General features: G+C 42.9%; 28 protein-coding genes. 5 read left to right on the top strand and 23 right to left on the bottom strand.

What is annotated here, in order from left to right; translation table 11 throughout:
* Nucleotides 1-9: 9 nt before the first annotated feature.
* Genes prfB through HQM15_06650 form a run of 3 tightly spaced genes read right to left on the bottom strand, consistent with a single transcriptional unit; the run spans nucleotide 10 to nucleotide 1,673 of the window.
* A complete protein-coding gene (prfB, locus tag HQM15_06660) occupies nucleotides 10-1,050 on the bottom strand; it encodes a peptide chain release factor 2 (protein ID MBF0492445.1) in 1,041 nt (346 codons plus the stop codon).
* 60 nt (nucleotides 1,051-1,110) lie between these two features.
* Nucleotides 1,111-1,413, bottom strand: coding sequence for a type II toxin-antitoxin system RelE/ParE family toxin (locus HQM15_06655; protein ID MBF0492444.1), 303 nt, complete (start codon nucleotides 1,411-1,413; stop codon nucleotides 1,111-1,113).
* A complete protein-coding gene (locus tag HQM15_06650; GenBank protein MBF0492443.1) occupies nucleotides 1,413-1,673 on the bottom strand; it encodes a hypothetical protein in 261 nt (86 codons plus the stop codon). The genes HQM15_06655 and HQM15_06650 overlap by 1 nt, the downstream gene beginning before the upstream one ends.
* A gap of 240 nt (nucleotides 1,674-1,913) precedes the next feature.
* Here HQM15_06650 and HQM15_06645 point away from each other — a divergent pair, with 240 nt between their 5' ends.
* Together HQM15_06645 and HQM15_06640 are read left to right on the top strand one after the other, a co-directional pair.
* Nucleotides 1,914-2,141 (top strand): hypothetical protein, encoded by a 228-nt coding sequence (locus HQM15_06645; protein ID MBF0492442.1) that lies wholly within the window; start codon nucleotides 1,914-1,916, stop codon nucleotides 2,139-2,141.
* A complete protein-coding gene (locus HQM15_06640; protein MBF0492441.1) occupies nucleotides 2,141-2,488 on the top strand; it encodes a type II toxin-antitoxin system PemK/MazF family toxin in 348 nt (115 codons plus the stop codon). The genes HQM15_06645 and HQM15_06640 overlap by 1 nt, the downstream gene beginning before the upstream one ends.
* Here HQM15_06640 and lnt read toward each other — a convergent pair.
* The 4 genes from lnt to HQM15_06620 all read right to left on the bottom strand — a co-directional run bounded on the left by lnt (nucleotide 2,458) and on the right by HQM15_06620 (nucleotide 7,257).
* A complete protein-coding gene (lnt, locus tag HQM15_06635) occupies nucleotides 2,458-3,951 on the bottom strand; it encodes an apolipoprotein N-acyltransferase (GenBank protein ID MBF0492440.1) in 1,494 nt (497 codons plus the stop codon). The genes HQM15_06640 and lnt overlap by 31 nt on opposite strands.
* 89 nt (nucleotides 3,952-4,040) lie before the next feature.
* Nucleotides 4,041-4,478 (bottom strand): rRNA maturation RNase YbeY, encoded by a 438-nt coding sequence (gene ybeY, locus HQM15_06630; GenBank protein MBF0492439.1) that lies wholly within the window; start codon nucleotides 4,476-4,478, stop codon nucleotides 4,041-4,043.
* Nucleotides 4,475-6,814, bottom strand: coding sequence for an HDIG domain-containing protein (locus HQM15_06625; protein ID MBF0492438.1), 2,340 nt, complete (start codon nucleotides 6,812-6,814; stop codon nucleotides 4,475-4,477). Before HQM15_06625 ends, ybeY begins: the two co-directional genes overlap by 4 nt.
* 5 nt (nucleotides 6,815-6,819) lie before the next feature.
* On the bottom strand, nucleotides 6,820-7,257 hold the full coding sequence (locus HQM15_06620) for a YjbQ family protein (GenBank protein ID MBF0492437.1): 438 nt from the start codon (nucleotides 7,255-7,257) through the stop codon (nucleotides 6,820-6,822).
* A gap of 197 nt (nucleotides 7,258-7,454) precedes the next feature.
* Here HQM15_06620 and HQM15_06615 point away from each other — a divergent pair, with 197 nt between their 5' ends.
* Nucleotides 7,455-8,129, top strand: a complete 675-nt coding sequence (locus HQM15_06615; GenBank protein ID MBF0492436.1) for a lytic transglycosylase domain-containing protein — start codon at nucleotides 7,455-7,457, stop codon at nucleotides 8,127-8,129.
* A gap of 7 nt (nucleotides 8,130-8,136) precedes the next feature.
* Here the strand turns inward: HQM15_06615 and HQM15_06610 are convergent, their stop codons facing one another.
* The 12 genes from HQM15_06610 to HQM15_06555 form a co-directional block, all read right to left on the bottom strand.
* On the bottom strand, nucleotides 8,137-8,952 hold the full coding sequence (locus tag HQM15_06610) for a hypothetical protein (protein MBF0492435.1): 816 nt from the start codon (nucleotides 8,950-8,952) through the stop codon (nucleotides 8,137-8,139).
* Between the two features lie 39 nt (nucleotides 8,953-8,991).
* Entirely contained in the window at nucleotides 8,992-9,603 is a 612-nt protein-coding gene (locus HQM15_06605; GenBank protein MBF0492434.1) for an RNA polymerase sigma factor, read from the bottom strand.
* A gap of 3 nt (nucleotides 9,604-9,606) precedes the next feature.
* The gene (locus HQM15_06600; protein ID MBF0492433.1) at nucleotides 9,607-10,419 is read right to left on the bottom strand and encodes a tryptophan synthase subunit alpha; all 813 of its coding nucleotides are present in this window, start codon (nucleotides 10,417-10,419) and stop codon (nucleotides 9,607-9,609) included.
* Complete coding sequence (gene trpB, locus HQM15_06595) at nucleotides 10,416-11,606, bottom strand: tryptophan synthase subunit beta (protein ID MBF0492432.1); 1,191 nt, start codon at nucleotides 11,604-11,606, stop codon at nucleotides 10,416-10,418. Before trpB ends, HQM15_06600 begins: the two co-directional genes overlap by 4 nt.
* A 102-nt stretch (nucleotides 11,607-11,708) precedes the next feature.
* Nucleotides 11,709-12,353: a phosphoribosylanthranilate isomerase gene (locus HQM15_06590; GenBank protein MBF0492431.1), complete on the bottom strand. Its 645-nt coding sequence runs from the start codon at nucleotides 12,351-12,353 to the stop codon at nucleotides 11,709-11,711.
* Complete coding sequence (gene trpC, locus HQM15_06585) at nucleotides 12,338-13,159, bottom strand: indole-3-glycerol phosphate synthase TrpC (protein ID MBF0492430.1); 822 nt, start codon at nucleotides 13,157-13,159, stop codon at nucleotides 12,338-12,340. The genes HQM15_06590 and trpC overlap by 16 nt, the downstream gene beginning before the upstream one ends.
* On the bottom strand, nucleotides 13,140-14,129 hold the full coding sequence (gene trpD / locus HQM15_06580; GenBank protein MBF0492429.1) for an anthranilate phosphoribosyltransferase: 990 nt from the start codon (nucleotides 14,127-14,129) through the stop codon (nucleotides 13,140-13,142). Before trpD ends, trpC begins: the two co-directional genes overlap by 20 nt.
* Entirely contained in the window at nucleotides 14,126-14,536 is a 411-nt protein-coding gene (locus tag HQM15_06575; protein MBF0492428.1) for a DUF86 domain-containing protein, read from the bottom strand. Before HQM15_06575 ends, trpD begins: the two co-directional genes overlap by 4 nt.
* Nucleotides 14,526-14,930, bottom strand: coding sequence for a nucleotidyltransferase domain-containing protein (locus tag HQM15_06570; protein MBF0492427.1), 405 nt, complete (start codon nucleotides 14,928-14,930; stop codon nucleotides 14,526-14,528). Before HQM15_06570 ends, HQM15_06575 begins: the two co-directional genes overlap by 11 nt.
* Before the next feature lie 4 nt (nucleotides 14,931-14,934).
* The gene (pabA, locus tag HQM15_06565; protein ID MBF0492426.1) at nucleotides 14,935-15,498 is read right to left on the bottom strand and encodes an aminodeoxychorismate/anthranilate synthase component II; all 564 of its coding nucleotides are present in this window, start codon (nucleotides 15,496-15,498) and stop codon (nucleotides 14,935-14,937) included.
* 2 nt (nucleotides 15,499-15,500) lie between these two features.
* Complete coding sequence (trpE, locus tag HQM15_06560; GenBank protein ID MBF0492425.1) at nucleotides 15,501-16,988, bottom strand: anthranilate synthase component I; 1,488 nt, start codon at nucleotides 16,986-16,988, stop codon at nucleotides 15,501-15,503.
* A gap of 18 nt (nucleotides 16,989-17,006) precedes the next feature.
* On the bottom strand, nucleotides 17,007-18,140 hold the full coding sequence (locus HQM15_06555; GenBank protein MBF0492424.1) for a cysteine desulfurase: 1,134 nt from the start codon (nucleotides 18,138-18,140) through the stop codon (nucleotides 17,007-17,009).
* A gap of 51 nt (nucleotides 18,141-18,191) precedes the next feature.
* Between HQM15_06555 and HQM15_06550 the strand changes: the two genes are divergently transcribed.
* Both HQM15_06550 and HQM15_06545 read left to right on the top strand, forming a co-directional pair.
* Nucleotides 18,192-18,452, top strand: coding sequence for a type II toxin-antitoxin system Phd/YefM family antitoxin (locus tag HQM15_06550; GenBank protein MBF0492423.1), 261 nt, complete (start codon nucleotides 18,192-18,194; stop codon nucleotides 18,450-18,452).
* A complete protein-coding gene (locus tag HQM15_06545; protein ID MBF0492422.1) occupies nucleotides 18,449-18,865 on the top strand; it encodes a PIN domain-containing protein in 417 nt (138 codons plus the stop codon). The genes HQM15_06550 and HQM15_06545 overlap by 4 nt, the downstream gene beginning before the upstream one ends.
* A gap of 14 nt (nucleotides 18,866-18,879) precedes the next feature.
* Here the strand turns inward: HQM15_06545 and HQM15_06540 are convergent, their stop codons facing one another.
* The 4 genes from HQM15_06540 to HQM15_06525 form a co-directional block, all read right to left on the bottom strand.
* Nucleotides 18,880-19,389, bottom strand: a complete 510-nt coding sequence (locus HQM15_06540) for a DUF2059 domain-containing protein (protein ID MBF0492421.1) — start codon at nucleotides 19,387-19,389, stop codon at nucleotides 18,880-18,882.
* A gap of 98 nt (nucleotides 19,390-19,487) precedes the next feature.
* Nucleotides 19,488-20,441: a hypothetical protein gene (locus HQM15_06535; protein MBF0492420.1), complete on the bottom strand. Its 954-nt coding sequence runs from the start codon at nucleotides 20,439-20,441 to the stop codon at nucleotides 19,488-19,490.
* 17 nt (nucleotides 20,442-20,458) lie between these two features.
* Entirely contained in the window at nucleotides 20,459-21,244 is a 786-nt protein-coding gene (locus HQM15_06530; GenBank protein ID MBF0492419.1) for a TIGR02147 family protein, read from the bottom strand.
* A 62-nt stretch (nucleotides 21,245-21,306) separates the two neighbouring features.
* The gene (locus HQM15_06525) at nucleotides 21,307-22,008 is read right to left on the bottom strand and encodes a hypothetical protein (GenBank protein ID MBF0492418.1); all 702 of its coding nucleotides are present in this window, start codon (nucleotides 22,006-22,008) and stop codon (nucleotides 21,307-21,309) included.
* Nucleotides 22,009-22,237: the final 229 nt, after the last annotated feature.

The following is a 22,237-nucleotide window of genomic DNA, read 5'->3' as shown; positions in this document are numbered from 1 at the left end:
ATCTGAATGTTAAACCAATAAATAAGCCTTAATAAATCCTTTTATGTCTCCATCCAAAACACGATCCGTGTCATTCATTTCAAAATTAGTTCGATGATCCTTCACCATCTTATAAGGCTGTAGCACATAGGAACGAATTTGGCTGCCCCAGGTATTGTCGAGTTTTCCTGCTTCAATTTCTTTTTGTTTCGCCCGTTTTTTTTCTACTTCAATTTCGTAGAGACGGGAGCGGATCATCTTCATCGCAAATTCGCGATTCTGATTTTGGCTGCGCTCATTTTGGCACTGCACCACAATGCCGGAAGGAATGTGTGTCAGCCGTACGGCAGTCTCGTTTTTTTGCACATGCTGACCTCCTGCGCCTCCGGCTCGAAAGCTTTCGAACTTGATATCGGCAGGATTGACCTCAATAACAATCGTATCATCGATGAGCGGATGAACAAATACCGAGGCAAATGAGGTGTGGCGGCGTTTGTTGGCATCAAAAGGAGAAATACGGACCAGGCGATGCACTCCAATTTCGGCCTTCAAATAACCAAAGGCCTCTTTTCCTTCAATAGTCACAGTCACACTGCGATAACCCGCACCGTCTCCTTCGGTGAAATCCACAATCTCATTTTTCCACCCTTGCTTTTCACAGTAACGCAAATACATGCGCAGCAACATGGCCACCCAGTCGCAACTTTCGGTACCACCCGCGCCGGCATTGATAGAAAGAATGGCCGAGCAATGATCTTCTTCTTCGGTGAGCATGGTAGCCACTTCGGCTTCTTCTACACGCGTAACAAGTTGGGCATATTCTGCGTCGACCTCATTCCAGACCACCTCACTGTCCTCTGCACTATTCAACTCGAGCAGCACTTCGAGGTCTTCAAGGGCAGAAAAAAGCAGCTGATGTTTTTTGATCACTTCTTCTTTTTCGGAAAGTTCTTTGGAGAGTTTCTGAGCTTTTTGAGAATCTTCCCAAAAAGAGGCTTCCTGGCTCAGGGCCGTCAACTCTTGAACTCGAGCACTGAGATGCTCCAGGTCAAAGCCACCTCCCGACCGCATTTGCACGATCTTTCAGGGCTTCAATTTTGGATTGGTATTCTTTGGACATAAGCTAACTCTTTATTTACGCAACGATCGAATGGTTTTATCCGCATCTTTCTTCTTCACAATTCTCAAAATGGTTATTTTTAATTCTTTAAAAATATAGAAAACTCTATAACTCTCTTTCTTGGTATCAATTCTGAGACGAAAAAGAGGCCAGGAAAAACCCTGGATTCTCTTTTTCAAAGGAGGATAGGGAAATGGTTTTTTTTCAAGATGCCTCTGAATCTGGTCGAGGATGACTATCACCTCTTTGGCATCTCTCAATTTTTCAAGATCCTTCTCCGCTTTTGAATAATATTCGAGCTGAAAAGAAGACATTACAACTCAGCCTTTTTGATAAATTTAGCCCTCAATTTTTCTGAAGAAATATTTTTATTTTGTGCCGAGAATTTCAAAGCTTTCTTGGCATCCTGCTCAAGATTTAAATGTTGCGCCAAAATAAAATCTTCAAGCTCCTCTTCGCTCATCGATACAATCGCACGGATAGGTTTCCCGTTTTTGGTTAAAATCACTGTATCTTTCAGCTGAAAAAATTTGGAAGGACTTTGGCTAAAATCTTTCACGCTCGCAAATTTCATAATTTTTCCTAGGTATGTACATTCGTATTTATCGTGCCAAATTAAAACTGGCGTCAATGGAAATACTTTCAGGCAACATAACTTCACCCAGTAACTAAATGCATCTAAAAAAGTAATTTTAAGGACTTATTATTTGCCATTGCTAGCATTCGGGCAAGAGGAGTTAATAACTTTTAAGAAATGTTCAATCTATTGAGAAAGTCTCTTGACCCTCAATTTTAGATGCTTTATAAGATGATAATGCGAACCACAATTGTCATACAAGAAGACTTAACAAAAAAAATCAAAAGTCATATCCAGCAAAAAAAACTTTCCCAATTTATCGACCTCTGCATTCGCGAACACTATGAATTGGAGAACAAGAAAAAACAACGCGAAGCCTTGGCAGCGGCTTACCATCAAGCTTCAAAAGAGGAAGATCCTGACAATAACTTTGACCTTATCGATATTGAGGACTGGCCCGAATGATTTTAAGAGGTGAAATTTATTGGGTGAACCTGGACCCCACTTTAGGGACAGAGATTAAAAAGACTCGACCTTGCGTGGTGGTGTCTAACAATATCGCCAATCAAAATTATTATCAAATTACCGTACTCCCCATCACCACTCAGCACCTGAGCAAGACGCATCCCTTTGAAGTGTTACTCCTGAAGGAAAAAACGGGCCTCCCTAAAAACGGCAAGGCCCTTGCCCAACAGATCAGAACTGTTTCCAAAGAAAGATTAGGCAAAAGAAGTGGGCTGATTCAAGATGAGGAAACCTTGCAAAAAATTGCCAGTGCGATTCAATTACACCTTGGCCTGTTAACGGAATAAGGATTCCGCTTCAATAGCGACAACAAGATCCCAAACAAGCTGGATAACAAACAGAAATACGCAAACACGTCTCCATAGCGGGTATAAAAACTTTTTACTTCCAAAAGCTTTATTTCCCCTTTTCCGACGGCTTCTTTCCAATAAGGCAATTCACTTTCTAAAGCCCCCCAAGAATGAATGAAGGCACTGGCCCCCGTATTGGTGACTCGAACCAGCATACGGCGGTTTTCTACCGCACGAAAGATGGAGAAATTTAAATGCTGAGGCAAGGCTGAAGAAGGGCCATACCAGGCATCATTTGTGAGATTCGCCAGCAAGTTCGCTCCTGCAAAGGCATGCCCGCGAGCTACTTCTGGAAAAATATCCTCGTAACAAATGAGAGAACCTATTTTTGCCCCCTGGCTTTCCAGTAAACTGAATTTTTGCCCCGGATAAAAATTTCCAACTTGCACCGTTAATTTATCTAAAAAAGGAAGATATTCTTTGAGCGGGACGTACTCCCCGTAAGGAACTAATTTTTGTTTGTGGTAAACAGAAAGTTTTTTCGAATCGATTAAGAGGGCCGAGTTGTGAAAGAGATCGGAATGGGGATGATCTTCAGTGATCGCTCCCAAGATAAGCGCTCTGTCCTCATTCTTTCCAAGCAGATTCTTCGCTGTGCTCAGGAGAACAGCCTTTTCGTTCAGGATGACATCGTAAGGATAGGAAGACTCGGGCCAAAAGATAAACTGAGCCCCCTCTTCAGCAGCTTGCTGAGTAAGTTGTTCATAACGACCCATAATTTTTTTTGCTGAAGTCGTATCCCATTTTTCATCTTGCTGGATATTGCCTTGGATAAAAGCAGCTTTGAGAACAGCACTTTTTTCTTCGAGGGATTGGAGCTGCTGAATTTGATGTTTGCCGTAAAGAAAGGTGCAAAGGAGAAGGAGGGGGAAGAAGAGGAGTTTTACTCCCCTTCCTCTTTTCCTGCCCCCTCCCCTCAAGGGAGAGGGGAATATTTTTTTCACAATTTCAAAACACCACAAATTTCCCCACAACACCAAGGTCGTCACCCCATACACACCAAAAATATCCGCAATTTGAATCAAAGAAAGAGTACGTGCTTGAGAATATCCAATCTGCCCCCAAGGAAAGCCGCCCATGGGCCAGCGGCATCTGCACCACTCCGCAGCGATAAAAAAAATGGGAAGGACAAAATAAAAATCAATTTTGTTTTTTTGAGAAACCCATTTCGCCAAACACCAGGGCAAAACAAAATAAAAAGCTAAGATGAAAGACAGTAAAATTTGAACAAAAATGGAAATGGCTGGGTGCAGCCCTCCAAAACTGTTGAGAGCGGTATAGAGCCAGTACAAAGAACCCAAGTTGAATAAAACCCCAAAAAACAAACCCTGATAAAAAAGTTTTTTTATCGATTGCGTTTTTGCAATCCACACGAGAGGAATATAGGAAATGAAAGCCAAGAAACCCAGATTAGGGAAGGTTTCCCCAGCAATTAAGGTGGGGTGAGAGAGGATGCTGAGCAGGGCAAAAAATGTGAGTAGTAGGTAAGTCAGAAAAACTCCTCTCCTATCTTCCCCATCAACTTCCTCTCCAAACGCTGCATCGCGGCTTCCTCCTTCACTCCCCGTTCATGATCATAATCCAGCAAATGCAAAAAACCGTGAATCATGAGAAAACAAATTTCTTCAAAATTATTTTTCCAAAACTCTTTCGCCTGGGCATAAGCCTTCTCGACACAGATGACGACATCTCCCAAAAAGACACCGTTCTTTCGTACTGTTTTTCCCGTCTGCAGGGGAAAAGATAAAACATCGGTCACCTTGTTTTTTTGACGATATTTACGGTTGAGTTTTTTTATTTCTACGGGGGTAACAAAGGTTAAATCAAAATCCGAGTCTGGAATTTTCATTAAAGAAAATAAAAGCAGACTCATTCTTTGGAGACGAGCAGCCGAAATACGATAAGCGGTTTTGTTTTCGACTCTCATCTCGCCGATTCCACTCTTTTGAGGGGAAGGGGAATTGTATTATTCTCTTCCATGTTCGGATAAACAACGCGTTGGTGGTAGATTCCCACCAAAGTCCTCACAAAGGTATTCGCAATATTTCGCAAGTCATTGAGGGTTAAATCGCACTCATCCAACTGTTCTTCTGCAAAGCCTTTGTTGATAATTTTTTGAACCATGTCCTGGATTTTGGCCGGACTCTTGTCGGACAAAGAGCGAACTGCTGCTTCCACACCATCTGCCAGCAAAAGAATTCCCGCTTCACGCGATTGGGGCCTGGGACCCGGATAACGGTAGTCTTCCTGTTCCACCACATGCAGATCACTTTGCTCCTGTTCTTTCGCCTTATTATAAAAATAGCGGATCACCTTGGTGCCCTGATGCTGAGGAATCATGTCTGCAACCACCTTGGGTAACTTGTATTGTCGGGCCAGTTCCAAACCTTCTTTCACGTGCGAGCAGAGGATGAGAGCGCTCATGGAAGGCTTAAGGCCTTCGTGGCGATTAGTTCCCCCCATTTGGTTTTCAATAAAATAAAGGGGCTTTACTATTTTTCCAATGTCATGAAAATAAGCCCCCACCCTTGCAAGGATGGGATTTGCACCAATAGCCTGGGCGGCTGCCTCTGCCAATACGGCCACGAGCTGGCTGTGATGGTAAGTCCCCGGTGCCTTCACAATCATTTCCCGCATCAAGGGATGATTTAGACTTCCAAGTTCAAGCAGTTTGATATCCGTGGTATAGCCAAAGATCATTTCTACCAAAGGCATATAAAACAAGACATACAGGGCGCTGTTGGTTCCGCCCAAAAATCCGGCGAGCATCCCTCCCGTCAATTCACTCATCGTCCAATGTTCCATCACAGAAACCACTTGGACCATTTTAATGGTAAAAATGGCAAAGGCATTGATGATTCCTGTATAGAGCCCTGCTTTCAAAATGGTGCTACGACGATCGACATGGACGATGGATCCTGCACCCGCGATGGAGGAAATAAGAAAAAAAATGGAAAGATCAATGTCCGATTTCAAGAAAAAACCTGCTAAGGTAGAACTGATGAGCGCAAAAATAATAGCCGTCTCCGAATTTAAAACCAAACGTGTCAGCATGGCCCCCGCCGCCAAAGGGATGGTGTAGTAGAGAGTCTGTAAATCGAGTTCTATGTTTAATGTTTCACGGATCGGCCCAGCGAAAACCGCCACCAGACGTACAAAAACCAGGCTTAAAATAAGATTAGACCCCAAAAAGATTAAATCAATTTTACTAGGCTGAAACTTGCGAATAAATCGCGCTGCAAAGGAGTAAGTCACCAAGAGCAATAAGGCCACAAAAAGGAAGGTCCCCACAAACTTCAAGGGCATATTGGTCTGGCGTTTTTGATCCTGAATTCCCTCCAACACTACTAAATGCCAGGCCTCAAAACGGTCTCCACTTCGTATAATGGATTCTCCCACCTGAATTTTAATGATTACTGGCTTGACCGTTGCTGCCGCCTTATCACGTCTGGCTTGAGTCTCTGCGGCATTGTAAGAAAGATTAGAACGAATAAAACGCAATAAAAATTTTTCTACTTGTTCACTGCTCGCGCCCTTAAAAGGCTCATCCCAAAGCAAGTTTTTCACCTGCTCTCGAATCTTCTTTTGGACATCCTCTGTCGAAATTATAGACTCAACTTTCTTCTCAATGAACTCCTGATTTTCTTCGGTAGAAACTATTTTGCGAATCACAATTCCAAAGTGAGTATCGTTTTGTTCAAGGGAGTTGGTATCGTCGACAATGTAGGCCAAAAAAGCCTGACGAATAATATTATGAAAAAAATCTTCCAATTCAGATTTGAAACGATTTTGTTCCAAAAATGAGATTTCCTCCTCACTCAAATCAAAACCCAAGATTTTAGAAAAAACTTCCTTGAAATCTGACCGACTGACATGTGTTTTTTGAGATAAAATCTGACGTGACTTTTCAAAGGCTTCTTGAATTTTTAAATCAAGACCTGCCCCTACGGAAGGGTTAAAATCGTAGACCGGAAGGACACTACGCTGGGCCTCTTCTCGATTTTTTTCAGTGGAACGCTCATCGATGATTTCATAACTTTGATCGGCTTTAATATCCTTTTGGGCGACCAAACCCACCCGCGCATTAGAAGGAAGGTGTTGAATCTGAAAAGAAAGCAGTAAGGTCACCAAAAAACAGCCTATCAAAAAGGCCAACCAACCTAGAAAGGGAGAGTTAAAAAACCCTTTCCAAGATCTAAAATCTTCTTTTTTCCAAACACCAAAAACGCTATCCCGAACAGGACGCGGTTGCGAATTGTCCATAGATTTTATTTTCCTCCAGCGGCAACCGATTCACCACTCACCACAATTAAAATTTCTCGCCGACAAACCTTATCATCACAATCTACCACCATAATCTCCTGCCAGGCACCCAGCTGCAATTTAGACTCAGCAATAGGGAGGCTCAAGCTGTTTCCTACCAAGGCAGCTCTTAAATGGGCACTATTCTTTCCACTCCCTGAACGCCTGGCTGGGCGTTTTTCCGCAGATTCAGGCACCAGTTTTTCCAGAAGATTTTTATATTCGTCGCAAATTTTAGGATCGTTCTCTAAAATAACCAGCGCGGTCGTCGCATGGGCCGAAAATACCTGAACACAACCAAACGCACAACCCGACTCAGCCACCGCCTTCTTCACCTCAAAAGTGATAGGAAGGCAATCGGTTTTTGCGCTCGCATTCACATAACATTTTCTTATAATTCCCATAAAATTTTTTCCACCGTAGCCTTACAAAAGCCTAACTAAAAAAAGCCCCACGTTTAAGCATTTTTTAACAATTTGATCTTTTTTTTTGAACAGCCCCTTTTTGAAGCAATTCTTAAGGAGGAGTCACCGATAAGACATACAGGGACAATTCTCCGCCTTGCGAGATAAATTAAAAAAGCTTAAGATGGACCTCGTCTATGATTGATAACAAAAAAAATCCAGAATCCGACGTCTCCAGTTTTAAAAATAAATATGTCGACTATCGACACCAAACGGAACAAACAAAGGGGTTTGATGCTCAATTGACCAAAGTAACCCGACCCCCCGCCCCTGAACTTGCGGAAAAAACCGATAAAGCGCCCGGAAAGAAAACAAGCGAACTTGCTGCTCAAAAAGCCCTCATTGAGGGGGACAATCTCCCCACCGATCAACTCTCCCCCAAAATGACTCAATACAGCCCCTACATTAAGCAAGCGGCTTCTCAATATAATCTGCCCCCTGAACTGATTGCAGGGATTATCTGGCAAGAATCTCGAGGAAACCCCAAAGCACAATCTCATTGTGGCGCAATGGGGCTGATGCAACTCATGCCAGAAACTGCCTCACGTCTGGGGGTAAAAAACCCTTTTGATCCAGCCGACAATATCAATGGGGGGGCAAAATACATACGTCAGATGTTGGACAAATTCAGCGGAAAGGTAGAACTGGCCGTAGCCGCCTACAATGCAGGACCTGGAAATGTAATTAAGCACGGCTACAAAATCCCGCCCTTTAAAGAAACTCAAGATTACGTCCCTAAAGTACTAGGCTACGCCGATAATTTTAAGGCCTCCGGATTGTTTATTGAATCGACAACAACGATGCGGGCTTAATCTTAATCTACCGCAAAATCTCTTCTGCTTTCTGAAGCAACTCCGGTCGAGCATAAGCATAGGCCTTGAGTCGGTTCAAATCCCGTTGAATCTCCTGTTGTTGCCCCATGCGCTTCATTAAGAGCAGATGTAGCATCATCGCCTGTTCCCATTGAGAATAACGTTCATCTCGATCAATCACTTGGAGCAGGGCCTGGGAGGCCTGCTGATAATCCCCATCCAAGATGTGACGCATGGCTATCTGGTGTTGAAAAGTGGAAACTGCTTCGAGGCTACTTTGTTCCAGGCTTCCCAAACTGGTGTATTTCAAAACAGGACGGTCCAAATCGGGAGTAAGGCGAGGCAGAGGATTCCAATCGAGCATTCGGTAAGAAACCTTAGCAAAATTGGAATCTAAATCAGGTGCTTCTAGTTCGGAAGACACGATACTCTTCTGAGCCCCTTGAATAACAGGGGCAGACACAAGTTCTTGTCTGGCAATTTGTTGGGGGGCTAAATAATTTTTCTTTAAGGTGAGAGTCCCTCCTAAAGTCAGAAGAAAGACTGAAACAGCAACAGTAGCAGGGTGCAATAGAAACAGCCTAAAAAAAGACCAGTTGGATTTATTTTTCTGTGCGATTTGTTCAAATATTTTTTGTTCTAATTGAGCGGGAGGAAAGACATCTTGCTTCAGCGAAAAAAAGCTCTGAGTTTGTTTAAGATTTTCAAGTTCTAGCTGGCAGGGGGCACAGTCTTTGAGATGATTTTTGAGATCAGGTTTTAATCCCTCATCTTCATAAAGAAGAGTAACAAGTTCATTTTGATATTGAAGACATTCATTCATAAAAAATCCCAAGATTTGCTATATAGCGCGCCCAACGCTTTATTGTTCAGAAAGATCTTTAAAGCGTGAACTTTCAATAATTTTTCTTAAAGCTTCCATCGCATAACGCATGCGACTTTTAACAGTATTTACAGAGACCCCTAAAACTTCGGCAATCTCCTCAAATTTTAAGCCCCCCTTTTCGCGCATTAAAAAGACTTCCCGTTGATCTTCATTGATTTGCTGTAGGGCATTGTCAATCATTTGAGCAATTTGAACATCTGAATTTTTTGCTTCCTGATTGGGCTTTTCATCTTTATAGATTTCATAGCGGTTAGAGCTGCTCTCATCCCCCGCTTTCAAAGGGGCATCCAGCGATTCTTGCTTACGAAGCTTTTTTTTGCGGTAAAAATCGATGCACAAATTCCTCACGATGGTAAACATCCAGGTCTTAAATTTGGCCGTGGGTTCGTAAAGTGCCGCGGCACGATGGATGCGAATAAAGACCTCCTGAAAAATCTCCTCGCTTTCCTCTTTTTGATTTGTAAACCGCAAAATGTAATTGTAGACAGAGCGTTTGTGACGCTTGAAAATCTCCGAAAAAACCTTGGAGTCCCCATTTTTGTAGAAACGCATGAGTTCTTCATCGCTAGTTTGGGAATGAATTGCCATGAATTAGGCTTCCTGCCTTAGCAATAAGGACAATGAAGATTTAATTTCCCGTATTTTCCCCCTTAGCTTCTGACAGGCTAAGACAGAGTTATTTTCTTCAATAATGGACACCAAGGCAGAACCCACCACCACTCCGTCCGAAAAAGAGGAAAAGAGTTTTGCTTGTTCGGCGCTTTGAATTCCAAAACCCACGCATAAAGGTAAAGGGATATTTTTTTTAATTTTTAAAATTTGATTTTTAATATTTTTTTCATCTGGCAATTTTGAACCCGTAATGCCTGTTACCGAGACAAAATAAATAAAACCACTGGCCTTGCTTTTCACTTTTTGGATACGAGAGTCATCCGCCGTAGGAGTGAGCAAGTAAATGAAATGGAGACCTTGTTTTGCTGCGGGGAGTGCTAGTTCGTCGGATTCTTCAGGGGGAAGATCCACCACGATTAAGCCATCTACACCGGCCTGAGCAGCTCTTATACAAAATTTTTCAACGCCAAATTGTAAAACGGGATTGTAATAGCCCATCAAAATAATGGGGGTTTGAGATCGAATGCGTATTTTTTCAACCAGCTCCAAAACACTCTCTAAATTCGTCTCTGCTCTTAAGGCTCGTTCCGAAGAACGTTGAATTACCGGCCCATCGGCACTGGGATCTGAAAAAGGAATACCCAACTCAATCAAATCAGCCCCCGTTTCTTCTAAGCTATGAAAAAAAGATTCTGTGTCTTCCAAATTGGGATCCCCTGCAGTAATAAAAGCAATGAGGGCTTTTTCATTTTTGGTTTTGAGTTCTGCAAATTTTGAATCAATGCGGTTCACAATTGAACCCCTTTCACCCTAGCCAAGGTTCCCAAATCCTTGTCTCCCCGACCCGAGAGATTCACAATCACAATTTTTTTGGAACTTTGTTGAGGGGCCCATTTTTTTAGGAATCCAATGGCATGGGCAGATTCCAAGGCTGGAAGGATGCCTTCACATTGAGTGAGCAGGTCAAAACCTTCCATGGTTTCGTCATCCGTCACCGAAAAATAGGCGGCTCTTTTGTTTTCGTGCAGCCAACTGTGTTCGGGGCCAACGCCCGGATAATCCAGACCTGCCGAAATCGAGTGGGTTTCAATCACCTGCCCCTGCGCATCTTGCAAGACGTACGATCTGGAGCCATGCAACACCCCCACAGAGCCTGCCGTAAGAGTGGAGGCATGCTTACCCGTTTCAATTCCAGAGCCCCCTGCTTCTACTCCCAACAAGGCCACCTTTTTATCTTTCATGAAAGGATGAAAAAGTCCCATCGCATTGGACCCCCCGCCCACACAGGCTACGAGGGTATGAGGAAGGCGGCCTTCTTTTTGTAAAATTTGTTTGCGTGCTTCTTTTCCAATCACCGACTGAAAATCTCGCACCATCATCGGATAAGGATGCGGCCCAGCGACCGAGCCGATACAATAAAAAGTGTGACGAATATTGCTGATCCAATCGCGCAAGGCCTCATTCATCGCGTCTTTGAGGGTTTTAGAACCAGCACTCACAGGATTCACACGAGCCCCCAAAAGCTTCATGCGAAAAACATTAGGGGCCTGCCTTTGAATGTCTTCTTCCCCCATAAAAATTTCACATTTTATATCAAACAAGGCACACATCGTGGCAGTAGCTACGCCATGCTGTCCTGCCCCTGTCTCGGCGATCACGCGCGTTTTACCCATGCGCTTGGCCAAGAGGATTTGCCCCAAGGTATTATTCACCTTATGCGCACCCGTGTGACAAAGGTCTTCGCGCTTCAAATAGACTTTTAATTTTTTGAGTTTTTCAGAGAGTCGTCGGGCAAGGTAAAGCGGCGTCGGTCGGCCAATATAATCTTTGGCCAAGGCATCAAAATCTTTTTTAAAAGTTTTGTCTTTTGAAATTTTAAAATAGGCTTTTTCCAATTCAAGCAAGGCAGGCATTAAAGTTTCGGCGACATAGCGACCGCCGAAGATTCCAAAGTGACCATTTTTATCAGGTAAATTCATCGTTATTCTACTTATACTCCTCCTCTTAAGCTAAGAGGAGGTCGGGAGGAGTTATGTTCAATTGCATCCAATTGCCATAACGCCCCCTAACCCCCTCTTAGCTTAAGAGGGGGAAATCATATGTAATCGCGCTTTCTTAGCCTTGTTAATAAACTCTTCCATCTTTGCCAAATCCTTTTTACCTACATGCGCTTCAACGCCACTGGCGACATCCACCGCAAAAGGCTTCACGGTGGCTATTGCCAACTGAACATTTTGAGGATTTAAGCCCCCAGCCAAGATGAGTTTTTTTCTGCTCTGCTCAATTTTTTTAGCCAACTGCCAATCGGGTTTCTCCCCCGTTCCCCCATACTGACCAGCCACAAAGGCATCGGCTAGAATCCATTCGCATTCGTATTGATCCAAATGATCCAGGCTACCCTCCAACTCAAGTCGCAAGGCCTTAAACCAGGGGTGCCCCATTTGATTACAAAACTCAGGAGATTCATCTCCGTGAAATTGGATATAATCCAACTCCAGATCCTGCACCAAGTCGATAATATTTTGATAGTACTCGTTGACGAAGACCCCCACTTTAGGAATGCTCGGCGGAATTTCCTGAAAGATAGTTTTGGCCAAAGGGTAATCCATAAATCGCGGAGATTCGGGGTAGAAATTAAAACCCAAAAGATCTGCTCCCATCTCAATAGCGGTCAGTGTGTCTTCCAGGTTAGTTAATCCACAAATTTTGACTAAAGTTTCGGGCATAACAATTCTTTCAATTTTTTCTGAATATCTCTTTTCTTCAGTAAATGCTCTCCAATTAAAAATCCACTAAAACCCAATTTTTCAAAATACTCAATTTGACTACGCTGAGAAATTCCGCTTTCGCAAATCACTGGGAGATCGGAGGGGATAAAAGTTTTTAATCGTTCACTGATTTTAAGATCCATCTTCAAGGTTTTAAGATTGCGATTATTAATTCCTAAAATGAGTGAATCATTTTTAATTTGCAATGCTTCTATCAACTCTTCCTGGTTATGCACTTCTACGAGGGTATGCATCCCCAACTCTCGAGCCAGGCCGCAAAAGTCTTCCATCTGCTGTTTTTCCAAGACGGCCACAATCCCTAAAATACAATCCGCTCCATAGGCCCGCGCTTGATAGATTTGATAGGGATCAATCATGAAATCTTTTCTTAAGATAGGACGATGGCAAACGCTTCTCACGTCCTGCAAATCTTGCAGACTCCCCTGAAAAAAAGTGACATCCGTCAAAACCGAAATGGCGGCAGCGCCCGCTTCGAGATAATCTTTTGCAATGGCCTTCGGATCAAAATTTTCTCGAATCAATCCTACTGAAGGAGAGGCTTTTTTTATTTCAGCAATAATGCGGGTTTTGGGAAGTTCAGGATGTAAGTTTGAATTTAAAAAATCTTTGAAGGATAAAGTGTTATCGGCATCTAAAATTTTAGCTTTCAGAGTCGAAATATTTTCACGATATTTGTGGGTAGAAACCTCGTTTGCTTTTTCGTAAATAATTTTTTCGAGGATGCTATTTTCGAGGTTTTTCATGGGTATCAAACTTTAAAAAAAATTGTTGAAGCTGCTTCACGCCTTCTTGCAAAGTTTTTGCTTTACCAGCCACATATAAAACTGCTGCTGCATTTAAAATAGCCACATCTAACTTTGGACCTTTTTTACCTTTAAATAGAGCCCGAAGAATCTGCGCATTTTTGGTGGCGGATCCACCTTTTAGGTCTTCTAAACTACAGCGTTTAAAACCGAAGTCTTCGGGTTGTATAGAATAGGAACGAATTTTACCCGCTTTCAGTTCGCAAACTTGAGTGGGACCACTCAAACTAATTTCATCCAAACCTTCCTTACCGCAAACCACCAAGGCGTGCTCGCATCCCAGCTTTTGCAATACTTCAGCGTAGGTTTTTAGCAAGGGAGCATCACTCACTCCCAAGAGCTGACGTTTTACATGGGCGGGATTTGCCAAAGGAGCCGCCAGATTAAACAGGCTTCGAAAGCCTAGTTCTTTACGTATCGGCGCCAATTTTTTCAAGATGGGGTGATACTGGGGGGCAAACAAAAAACAGAAGGAATCTTTTTGGAGTATCTTCAAGGTTTGCCGAGGACTTTCCAAAAGAGGATAATCCAAGGCCTCCAGTACATCGGCACTTCCACAACTTGAACTCACGGCCCGATTTCCATGCTTAATAACCACGGCCCCTAGTTTTGCCGCTAACAAAGCCGCAGAGGTAGAAATATTAAAAGTTCCCGAAGCATCTCCACCTGTCCCACAATTGTCGACTGCGTTCTTAAACGAATGCTTAAAAGGCACTGCTTTTTTTCTTAAGAAACAAACCATCGCCGCAATTTCTTCGGCTGTTTCCCCTTTAAGCTGCAAACCCATCAAAAAAGCCCCTATTTGAGCAGGACTTATTTTTTGAGAAACACTTTTTTCTAGAAAAAAAAGAACTTCTTTTTCTGAAAGATTTTGTTTTTGAGCCAGTTTTTTTAAAATGGAATGAATCATGAAGCCCAATGTATGGCAATGTTTGCTAAGTCAGACAAGTCACTGAGGTGCTGTTTTAAAATGGATTTTATAATCTCTAAATTTAAGCCTTGATAATCATGCACAGCAATATTTCTGAATCCCACCATATGCTTCATTTTTAAAGCCAAGTCGGTAGAAATAATTTTTGCTTGTTCTAAAATCTCAAAAGCTTGTCGGGAGTCCTGAGGAATTCCAAGTTTCTTCAATCGAATAATCCGCGAGGCGATATCTACTGCAGCTTCGCAAGCTCGTTCTAAATTAAGAATGATGGAATCTTGTTTGGTAAAGTTCGCTAAATTCTCATCGTTATTCTGATATTCCTCTTGGATGCGCTGAATGCAGCGTTCAATAATTGCCGCTTTATTGAGTAGAACATTATCCGCCATAAACTGAACCTCTTTTCAGAACATCGGATAAAATAGCCTTCCGCTCTTCTTGAAATCGTAAATACGAAGAGTAAACGTAAGTCTCAAAAAATGCAGCGGTGTCAGAATTGCTACAAAAAATTAATTGAGCATGAGAAATAATTTCAAAACGAAAAACTGTTGTTGTGCTTTTTAAATCTATCAAATCAACATTTTTGCCGAGTAGCGAAGCCAGTTCTTCCTGCATCTTCCAACGTTCTAAATCGGCTAGTTTTTCTTTACCCAACCAAGCCAAATCAATATCGCTTTCGGAATTGGACATGCCTTCAAAATAAGAGCCAAAGCCATACAAGGCAATCAGCTCATTATTATTTTGCTCGGCCCATTGTCTAATTTTTTCAATTTTATTTTGCATATCCTCAAACACCCAAAAAATTCCTCAACAACTTCTTCCCCTCCAAAGTCAAAATGGACTCCGGGTGAAACTGCACCCCTTCTACTTTCAAGGTTTTGTGCCGCACGGCCATGATCTCTTTTTCATCCGTCCAGGCGCTCACCTCTAAGCAGTCAGGCATACTTGAAGGTTCTATCACTAACGAATGATAACGTGTGGCCTCAAAGGGATTCATCAAATCTTTAAAAATAGTTCTTTCATCGTGATGAATGAGAGAAACTTTTCCATGCATAATTTTAGCGGCGCGCACAATTTTTCCGCCAAAGGCCTGTCCTATGCTTTGATGACCTAAACACACGCCTAAAATGGGAATCTTTCCGGCAAAGTATTTGATGAGATCCAGGGAAATGCCGGCTTCATTGGGTGTACAGGGGCCAGGCGAAATGACAATTTTTTGGGGTGCCAATTTTTCTATTTCGGCCAGGGTGATTTGATCGTTACGCCGAACCTCCACACTTTCGCCCAATTCGGCCAAATACTGCACCAGGTTGTAGGTGAAGGAATCATAATTATCGAGCATTAAAAGCATAATTAGATTTCCCCCCTTGCAACGCGTTCCACCGCAAGTTTAACGGCACGGGATTTATTCTCTGTTTCTTTCAATTCCAGCTCTGGAGTGGAGTCGTAAACCACACCTCCCGCAGATTGTATGTAGAGCTGATCTTTATGTTGGGCTATGGTTCTGATCGTAATGGCTAAATCTGAATTGCCTGAAAAATCGATGTAGCCGACGCAACCGCCATAAGGCCCGCGGCGTATGGGCTCTAATTCTTCTATAATTTCCATCGCTCTAATTTTAGGGGCACCCGTGAGTGTGCCGGCCGGAAAAGAAGCTCGAATGAGATCAAAGGCATCTTGTCCTGCAGCCAGCTCCCCTTCTACGTTAGAAACCAGGTGCATCACATGGGAGTAGCGTTCTACCTCCATTAATTCAGTCACCTTCACGGTGCCTGCCGTACAAACCCTGCCCAAATCGTTGCGCCCCAAATCCACCAGCATGATGTGTTCGGCACGCTCTTTGGGATCTTTCATCAAATCTTCTTCCATATACACATCGTCTGCGGGGTTATGCCCCCGACGACGTGTCCCCGCAATAGGGCGCAGAGTGGCTTTGCGGTCTTCTAAACGCACCATAATTTCTGGGGAAGAACCGATCAGCGCAGAGTCTCCCATCTTGAGATAAAAAAGATAAGGCGAAGGATTGAGTGCCCGCAAACTTCGATAGAGGGTCACAGAATCCAGCTTTGCTTTTGCTGTCCATTGCCTGGAAATCTGTACCTGAAAAATATCTCCGGCATTAATATATTCTTTGGCCTGCAATACGGCTTTGGAAAACTTTTTGTCCTCCATCAGGGTTTTCCAATTTATTTTTTTAACTGAAAGCGCTTTTTTATTTTTTATAGAAAGAGGTTTCTGAACACGCGTTTGCATCTCCTTTAATTGTTGCAGCGCCTTTGCATAAAGCTTCTTCAGGGGAGTCGATGGATCAACAAAGACATTCAGCACTAAAAAAAGCTGATGCCGCAGGTGATCAAAAATAATCATTTGGTCGTAAATACCAAAATAACAATCGGCAAAAACAGAAGCCTTTGTTTTGGCATCGGGCAATTTTTCATAGAGCCGAGCGAGATCGTAACTCAAAAAGCCCACGGCCCCACCACACAACTTGGGCAGGCGCGGATCAGCCACCAGATGATATTGAGACAATTGTTGTTTGATAATTTCTAAGGGATCCCCTTTCCCATTTAGATTTTTTTGTCTGAGATCTTTGCGGGCAATCAGCGTCCATTGATCTTGAACAGAAGTCAAAAGCAGACGCGGTGAAAATCCTAGAAAGCAGTAACGCCCCCACTTTTCTCCACCTTCCAGGCTTTCAAAGAGGAAGCAATCTTTCTCGTTTTGAAACTGTAATAAGACAGAAACGGGAGTGTGCAAATCGCTAGGCAGATCTTGCACCAGGGTGACCAGGTTGCCTTTTTTAGCCGCTGCGCTGAATTGCTTAAAATTAAGGATAGACATTTATTTTCTCTTACTCACTCAATCAGTTTGGAGCCTCAGTCTCGAAACAACTCTTTCTATTATCTCCACAGTTTTCTCCACCTCTTCCAGCGTATTAAACTTTGAAAAACTGAAACGCAAAGAAGCCTTCGCCTCCTTAGCGGAATATCCCAAGGCAAGCAAGACACGAGAGGGGTCGATGGAGCCCGATTCACAAGCCGAGCCCGCTGCCGCTGCCACACCTTGCAGGTCTAAATTCAGCAAAAGGCTCTCTCCGTCAATCTCTTTAAAAAGGATGTTTGAGGTATTGTAAAGACGATTTTCGAGATCTCCATTGATTTGGAGATGGGGAATTTTTTGCAGGAGTTTTTGTTCAAAGGTATCGCGGAGAGACCTCACTCGCCCAGCACTTTCTCCACTCGCGATCTCCAATGCCCTCTTCATCCCCCAAATGCCCATCAAATTTTCTGTCCCCGCCCGTCGACTATGCTCTTGTCTCCCTCCATAGATCAAAGGATGCAACTGGACCCCCTGACGAATGAACAAGCCCCCGACTCCTTTAGGACCATGAAATTTATGGGCGGAGAAAGAGAAAAAATCGATATTCCCTCCTCGCAATGACAACAAGATCTTCCCCACTCCCTGCACTCCATCCACATGAAACAAAGCCCCTTTGGATCGACAAATCTCTCCTATTTTTTCTATCGGATAGATATTTCCCAATTCGTTATTCACCCATAACAGCGAAACCAGCAAAGTCTGCTCGTCAATTTTTTCTTCCAGTTCTGCCAGATCGATACGACCGCAAGCATCGACAGAGAGATATTCAATTTGGGCCCCTTGGGTTTTTAAAAAATCTAAACATCGAAGCGTGGCGTGATGCTCAATAGGAGAAGAAAGGACTTTGATTCGTTTAGCGCTTGCTCCAAACACTCCCTGCAAAGCCGTGTTAACACTCTCACTGCCGCCACTTGTAAAAAGAAGTCCCTGCTCGGAAATTCCCAAAAGCAAAGCAATCGATTCACGACTTTCATTCAAATATCGTTTGGCCTGCTGCCCCGCCCAATGGATGCTGGAAGGATTTCCGAAGACTTCCAGCATTTCAATCATAGCTTGTTTGACTTGAGGATCGAGCGCTGTGGTGGCGTTGTTGTCGAGGTAGATTTTCTTCATGGAGGCGTAAACTTGACAACTTGACCAAACTTGGTCAAGATGAAACTGCTTATGAAAAAAGTAAAAATTGGAGAATTAAAAACTCACTTATCGGCTCATCTTAAAAAAGTAAAAATAGGCGAAGAAATTATTGTACTCGATAGAGATGAACCCATTGCTAAACTTATTCCCTTTAATAAAAACGACGATAACAGATTGATTGTCATCCCTCCCAAAATTAAGGGAGCTTTAAAAGGGTTTAAATTTACAGGCCCTCGATTAAAGACCGATGTAGTCAAACTCCTGCACGAATTAAGAGAAGACAAAATATGATTGCCTACCTTGAATCTTCCGTATTGCTCAGGAAACTCTTCCGACAAAAAAATGCCTTACAAAACCTGAAAGAATTCTCCATTTTATTGAGTAGCAATCTTACCCTGCTTGAAGCTTATCGAAGCATCGATCGAGAAAGAATCGTCTCAAAACTTCCCGAAATTGCATTACTTGCTTACATGAAAGATCTTCATGCATTTACGGAACGAATCCATTTAGTAGAAATGAGCCCACTCATTTTTAAAAGGGCTTCCCAGCCACTCCCCAGTGTTGTTTCCACCTTGGATTCTATTCATCTGATCACGGCCTTACTTTGGAAAGAACACAATCAGAAAGAAATTACTTTTTTAACCCATGACACCCAACTTGGTAAAGCCGCTCTCTTTATGGGACTCACCGCCAAAGGGTTTTAATCACTCTGCCTTATTTATTTTTTACCCTTACGAAGCTTCTCAACTTCAGTCTTCATTTCCAAAGCCAGATCTTGAATTTTTGGATAAATACTTTTCATCATGTCCTGCGTCATTATCATCGTATCTTGCATCACCAAAGGCATTTTTTTGACCATGCTTTTACCCACATCGGAGCTGTAAAAAGCGATCAGGCCCTGAATTTCTACTTCTGTAAAATGTTTGCTGTAAATATCCAGGGTAGGTTCTTTCAGTTTTTCCCAACTGACTTCCTTCTTTACCAGAGCGGAAACTTTTTTCGTATACTTGTCAAAAGCTGGTTTTTCTTTTTCCGATATTCCTATTTGGTCGGCCATTCCTTTAAAAGAACGGTCGATTTGCGAATAGATCGCGTCCATCATTTTTTGTACTTCACTCAATTCTATGAATTTCTCGACCGATTTTCGAGAGGCCATTTCCTGGGCGTAGCTGTTGAACGAGAGCATCAGCGTGATAAAAAAAACCGCGAGTACTTTTATTTTATTCATTTTTTTCTTTCTCCCATTTTTCAAATTCGCCTGGTTGTTATTGTGATAGCGGCTGAAAACTTAAGACTGATGGAAGGGAGCTGTCAAATGAAGAAAAATCAATTTCTCAGCACCCCATTACAACTCGGAGTACGGGTGGCCGAAAACAAATTTGATGCATTCATATAATCCGCTCCAGCACTCACTCTAAAGCTATCACTACAAAGCAGACCCAATTCACTCAGGCAATTGTCATAAGCAGGAGTTTGAAGCGTAACAGTGCCTCCATTCACGCGCTGTCTTACTTCGTTTGAACTGACTGAATTCAGCGGCCAAGTGGCACCAAACTGATCCCAAATCTGGTTTCCAGCAGCAGCATCCATGGCGTCCAAACAGGTCACCGCACTCAAGTTACCATCGCAGCGCTGAACCGCACTGCACAAGCCAATCAACAAACGATCGACCGAATTATTTTCCACATAACCCGCAGTTCGTTCTAAATCGAGGCTGTCCAGGAGTTGTTGAAACTCGTTCATAATCTGTTCGATTTCAGTAGAAGATCCCGAAACATCCATATGCAATAAAAGCCCCAGGCCTTCCACGGCATAATAGGCATCTAAAATAAGATGGGTGGAGCTAGAAGTTGGGTCGACGATTACTGAGATATAAGCGGAGATAGGATTAGCAGCATCTCGTTCTACCGTAAAACCAGTGCCAGGATGTTCCGCGCGAATAAAGCGGGCAAGGCCCAGATCGAGAGGCACAGTCATATCCACCAGAAAACTGAAAAAACTGAACTGATTGCTTCCACGACGGAAAAAAGCCTCCAAATTTGTAGCGCTGTCTGTGTCGTTATAGGTCCCCGCGGGAAGCACATCGTTGGCTTGCAAACGCTGAAATGTCCAAGCTTGAGGTAGTGTACCCGTTAACTCATAATTTGCAATGCGCGTCCTTAAGGCAGTGGGAGCCGATTCGCCTGGGTTACCGGGACTAAGGACCTGAGTTCCATCGCCACAATGGGTGAGTGAAAATAATATAAAAATAAAAAAAATATGAAGAAGTTTTTGTTTCATAAAAAAATGCCTCCGCTCTACCACGGAACCTCCGTTAGGTTAAAAATCTGAAAATTGATTTGATAAATGGCCTGACGTGCACTGCTTTGCGTGCTGAGTTCGTGAATTTCCTCGCGGAGTTCATCCATCTTGCGTCGGATTTTATCGTACTGCTCTTTGCTGATGGCGACGGTAAGGGCCGACAAATCACGATGTACCGTCTTGCTTTCTTCGATGGAAGCAGACGCTTTGGCAATCATCTCCCGATGATAGTTGATGATCGCCAAAGCCCCCATTTCGGGGGAGGTAGAAATTTTTTCTTCGCATTGTTGCAGGCGACCCTGTTTATCTCGCGTGAGCAGTTTGATTTCCAACAAAATTCGTATCGCCCGCTTGATCTCATCCGGATTAATGCGGGTGCCTAACTTTTTATTAATCCATCTTGGGTCTTCCTTAAAATCCATCAACAGCACCAATTCCCGAAGCGCCACAAAATACCAATTGGAGAAATAAACATACTGCGAGGCATCCAGGGGTTTGGCTTCTTTGTAGCGCTGAAACTTCTGAATGCGTTCGTAGTAATTTTTCTTTTCTTCCATATTTTGGGCCTGATTAAAAAAAACCAGTGTTTCAAAAAAATCGGCTTCACCTTTTGGAAGTTTAAAAGCCTTGGCCACCTGGTGAATAGACTGGGGGCTTAAATTCCGCTTTCCATCCATGACCAACTTCAGAAAGTTGGAAGATTTAAGCCCTGCCAGTCTTGAAAAATTTCGAAAAGAAAAGGTAGCACTCTCCTGTTTTTTGAAGGCGAAAAGTTCCTTCAAAAATTTTCTATAGTCGAGACAACTATAAATATTGGGCCTAAGAGTGCTCATTTTTTTTTGAATTACGGATTATTTGAAATAGGATCAGAAGCAGGCAATACAGAATTTGGAGAAACAGCCCCCCCCGGATTTACTGGGGAAGAAAAATGAAAAGAAACAGAAGAAGCCGGGACAAACACATGGCTACACTCGCGAGTATCCGGAATTATATTTTCAATATTCTGATAGCTCCCACCCATCAAATTGGGATTAGGACTTTGACATTGATTGGCAAATTGAGTGACACAAGTTTCCAAATTGGTTTCGCTAATCGTAATGGTTCCTGTCTCTAAAGCATCCACAAGGGCTTGTACATCGCTCACGCTAATTCCTAAATTACACCAAATTTGATCTCCACCTTCGTTTTGAAGATAGCGAGAACATTCCTGAATTTGTATTCTTGCATCACAACGGTTGGCCACTCCACAAACAGCCGTAATGAAATCCGTCGCGAAGGTATCAATCTCCGCTTCACTGGGGGAATTAGCAGCTGGAGAATCTGCCGGATTTGGAACACTTGTGCCAGGGTTTGTAGAATTTGGGCTGGTAATAGTGGAACGAGGAGGAGTGATATTAGGAAAACTTTTTCCTGGAGTGAGGTTACTTCCAGCCGAGGGAGCTGGAGAATTATTGGAAGTGGGAGCAGAAGAGCCCCCGCAATGGATCAAGGAAACACTTAACATGACGAGTAATAAGATTTTTTTTAATTGAATAAGATTAAACATTTTTTAACTCCTTTTAACAGTTCTGAGGCCGGAAATAGCTTATTTCACAGGGCTCAGCACTTATCGGTTACCATTGAAATTAGTTGCTAAGAATTCTATCTTAGGATGCATTTAATTACTGGGGGTAAAAAAGAGCAAAAAGTAAGGAAAGTTTAATTTTGCTTAGAGATAAAAAGAAGGCGAGGATTTCTTGGTTTGAAAAGGACAAGAAAGGAGCCTCGCCTATGAT

Source organism: Deltaproteobacteria bacterium (genome assembly GCA_015233135.1).
GTDB lineage: Bacteria > UBA10199 > UBA10199 > JADFYH01 > JADFYH01 > JADFYH01.
Note: the sequence above shows the minus strand (reverse complement) of the source record. Positions and strands in the feature narration are given on the sequence as shown.

Excerpts from the sequence above, each read along its gene's own strand:
- trpE (MBF0492425.1), bottom strand. The coding sequence starts at position 16,988 with ATGTCTATCCTTAATTTTAAGCAATTCAGCGCAGCGGCTAAAAAAGGC.
- HQM15_06570 (MBF0492427.1), bottom strand. The coding sequence starts at position 14,930 with ATGCAAAATAAAATTGAAAAAATTAGACAATGGGCCGAGCAAAATAAT.
- HQM15_06655 (MBF0492444.1), bottom strand. The coding sequence starts at position 1,413 with ATGTCTTCTTTTCAGCTCGAATATTATTCAAAAGCGGAGAAGGATCTT.
- ybeY (MBF0492439.1), bottom strand. The coding sequence starts at position 4,478 with ATGAGAGTCGAAAACAAAACCGCTTATCGTATTTCGGCTGCTCGTCTC.
- HQM15_06645 (MBF0492442.1), top strand. The coding sequence starts at position 1,914 with ATGCGAACCACAATTGTCATACAAGAAGACTTAACAAAAAAAATCAAA.
- HQM15_06610 (MBF0492435.1), bottom strand. The coding sequence starts at position 8,952 with ATGAATGAATGTCTTCAATATCAAAATGAACTTGTTACTCTTCTTTAT.
- HQM15_06525 (MBF0492418.1), bottom strand. The coding sequence starts at position 22,008 with ATGTTTAATCTTATTCAATTAAAAAAAATCTTATTACTCGTCATGTTA.
- prfB (MBF0492445.1), bottom strand. The coding sequence starts at position 1,050 with ATGCGGTCGGGAGGTGGCTTTGACCTGGAGCATCTCAGTGCTCGAGTT.
- HQM15_06620 (MBF0492437.1), bottom strand. The coding sequence starts at position 7,257 with ATGGGAATTATAAGAAAATGTTATGTGAATGCGAGCGCAAAAACCGAT.
- HQM15_06535 (MBF0492420.1), bottom strand. The coding sequence starts at position 20,441 with ATGAAACAAAAACTTCTTCATATTTTTTTTATTTTTATATTATTTTCA.
- trpB (MBF0492432.1), bottom strand. The coding sequence starts at position 11,606 with ATGAATTTACCTGATAAAAATGGTCACTTTGGAATCTTCGGCGGTCGC.
- HQM15_06650 (MBF0492443.1), bottom strand. The coding sequence starts at position 1,673 with ATGAAATTTGCGAGCGTGAAAGATTTTAGCCAAAGTCCTTCCAAATTT.
- HQM15_06550 (MBF0492423.1), top strand. The coding sequence starts at position 18,192 with ATGAAAAAAGTAAAAATTGGAGAATTAAAAACTCACTTATCGGCTCAT.
- HQM15_06575 (MBF0492428.1), bottom strand. The coding sequence starts at position 14,536 with ATGGCGGATAATGTTCTACTCAATAAAGCGGCAATTATTGAACGCTGC.
- HQM15_06555 (MBF0492424.1), bottom strand. The coding sequence starts at position 18,140 with ATGAAGAAAATCTACCTCGACAACAACGCCACCACAGCGCTCGATCCT.
- trpD (MBF0492429.1), bottom strand. The coding sequence starts at position 14,129 with ATGATTCATTCCATTTTAAAAAAACTGGCTCAAAAACAAAATCTTTCA.
- HQM15_06615 (MBF0492436.1), top strand. The coding sequence starts at position 7,455 with ATGATTGATAACAAAAAAAATCCAGAATCCGACGTCTCCAGTTTTAAA.
- HQM15_06625 (MBF0492438.1), bottom strand. The coding sequence starts at position 6,814 with ATGGACAATTCGCAACCGCGTCCTGTTCGGGATAGCGTTTTTGGTGTT.
- HQM15_06590 (MBF0492431.1), bottom strand. The coding sequence starts at position 12,353 with ATGCCCGAAACTTTAGTCAAAATTTGTGGATTAACTAACCTGGAAGAC.
- trpC (MBF0492430.1), bottom strand. The coding sequence starts at position 13,159 with ATGAAAAACCTCGAAAATAGCATCCTCGAAAAAATTATTTACGAAAAA.
- HQM15_06540 (MBF0492421.1), bottom strand. The coding sequence starts at position 19,389 with ATGAATAAAATAAAAGTACTCGCGGTTTTTTTTATCACGCTGATGCTC.
- pabA (MBF0492426.1), bottom strand. The coding sequence starts at position 15,498 with ATGCTTTTAATGCTCGATAATTATGATTCCTTCACCTACAACCTGGTG.
- HQM15_06605 (MBF0492434.1), bottom strand. The coding sequence starts at position 9,603 with ATGGCAATTCATTCCCAAACTAGCGATGAAGAACTCATGCGTTTCTAC.
- HQM15_06545 (MBF0492422.1), top strand. The coding sequence starts at position 18,449 with ATGATTGCCTACCTTGAATCTTCCGTATTGCTCAGGAAACTCTTCCGA.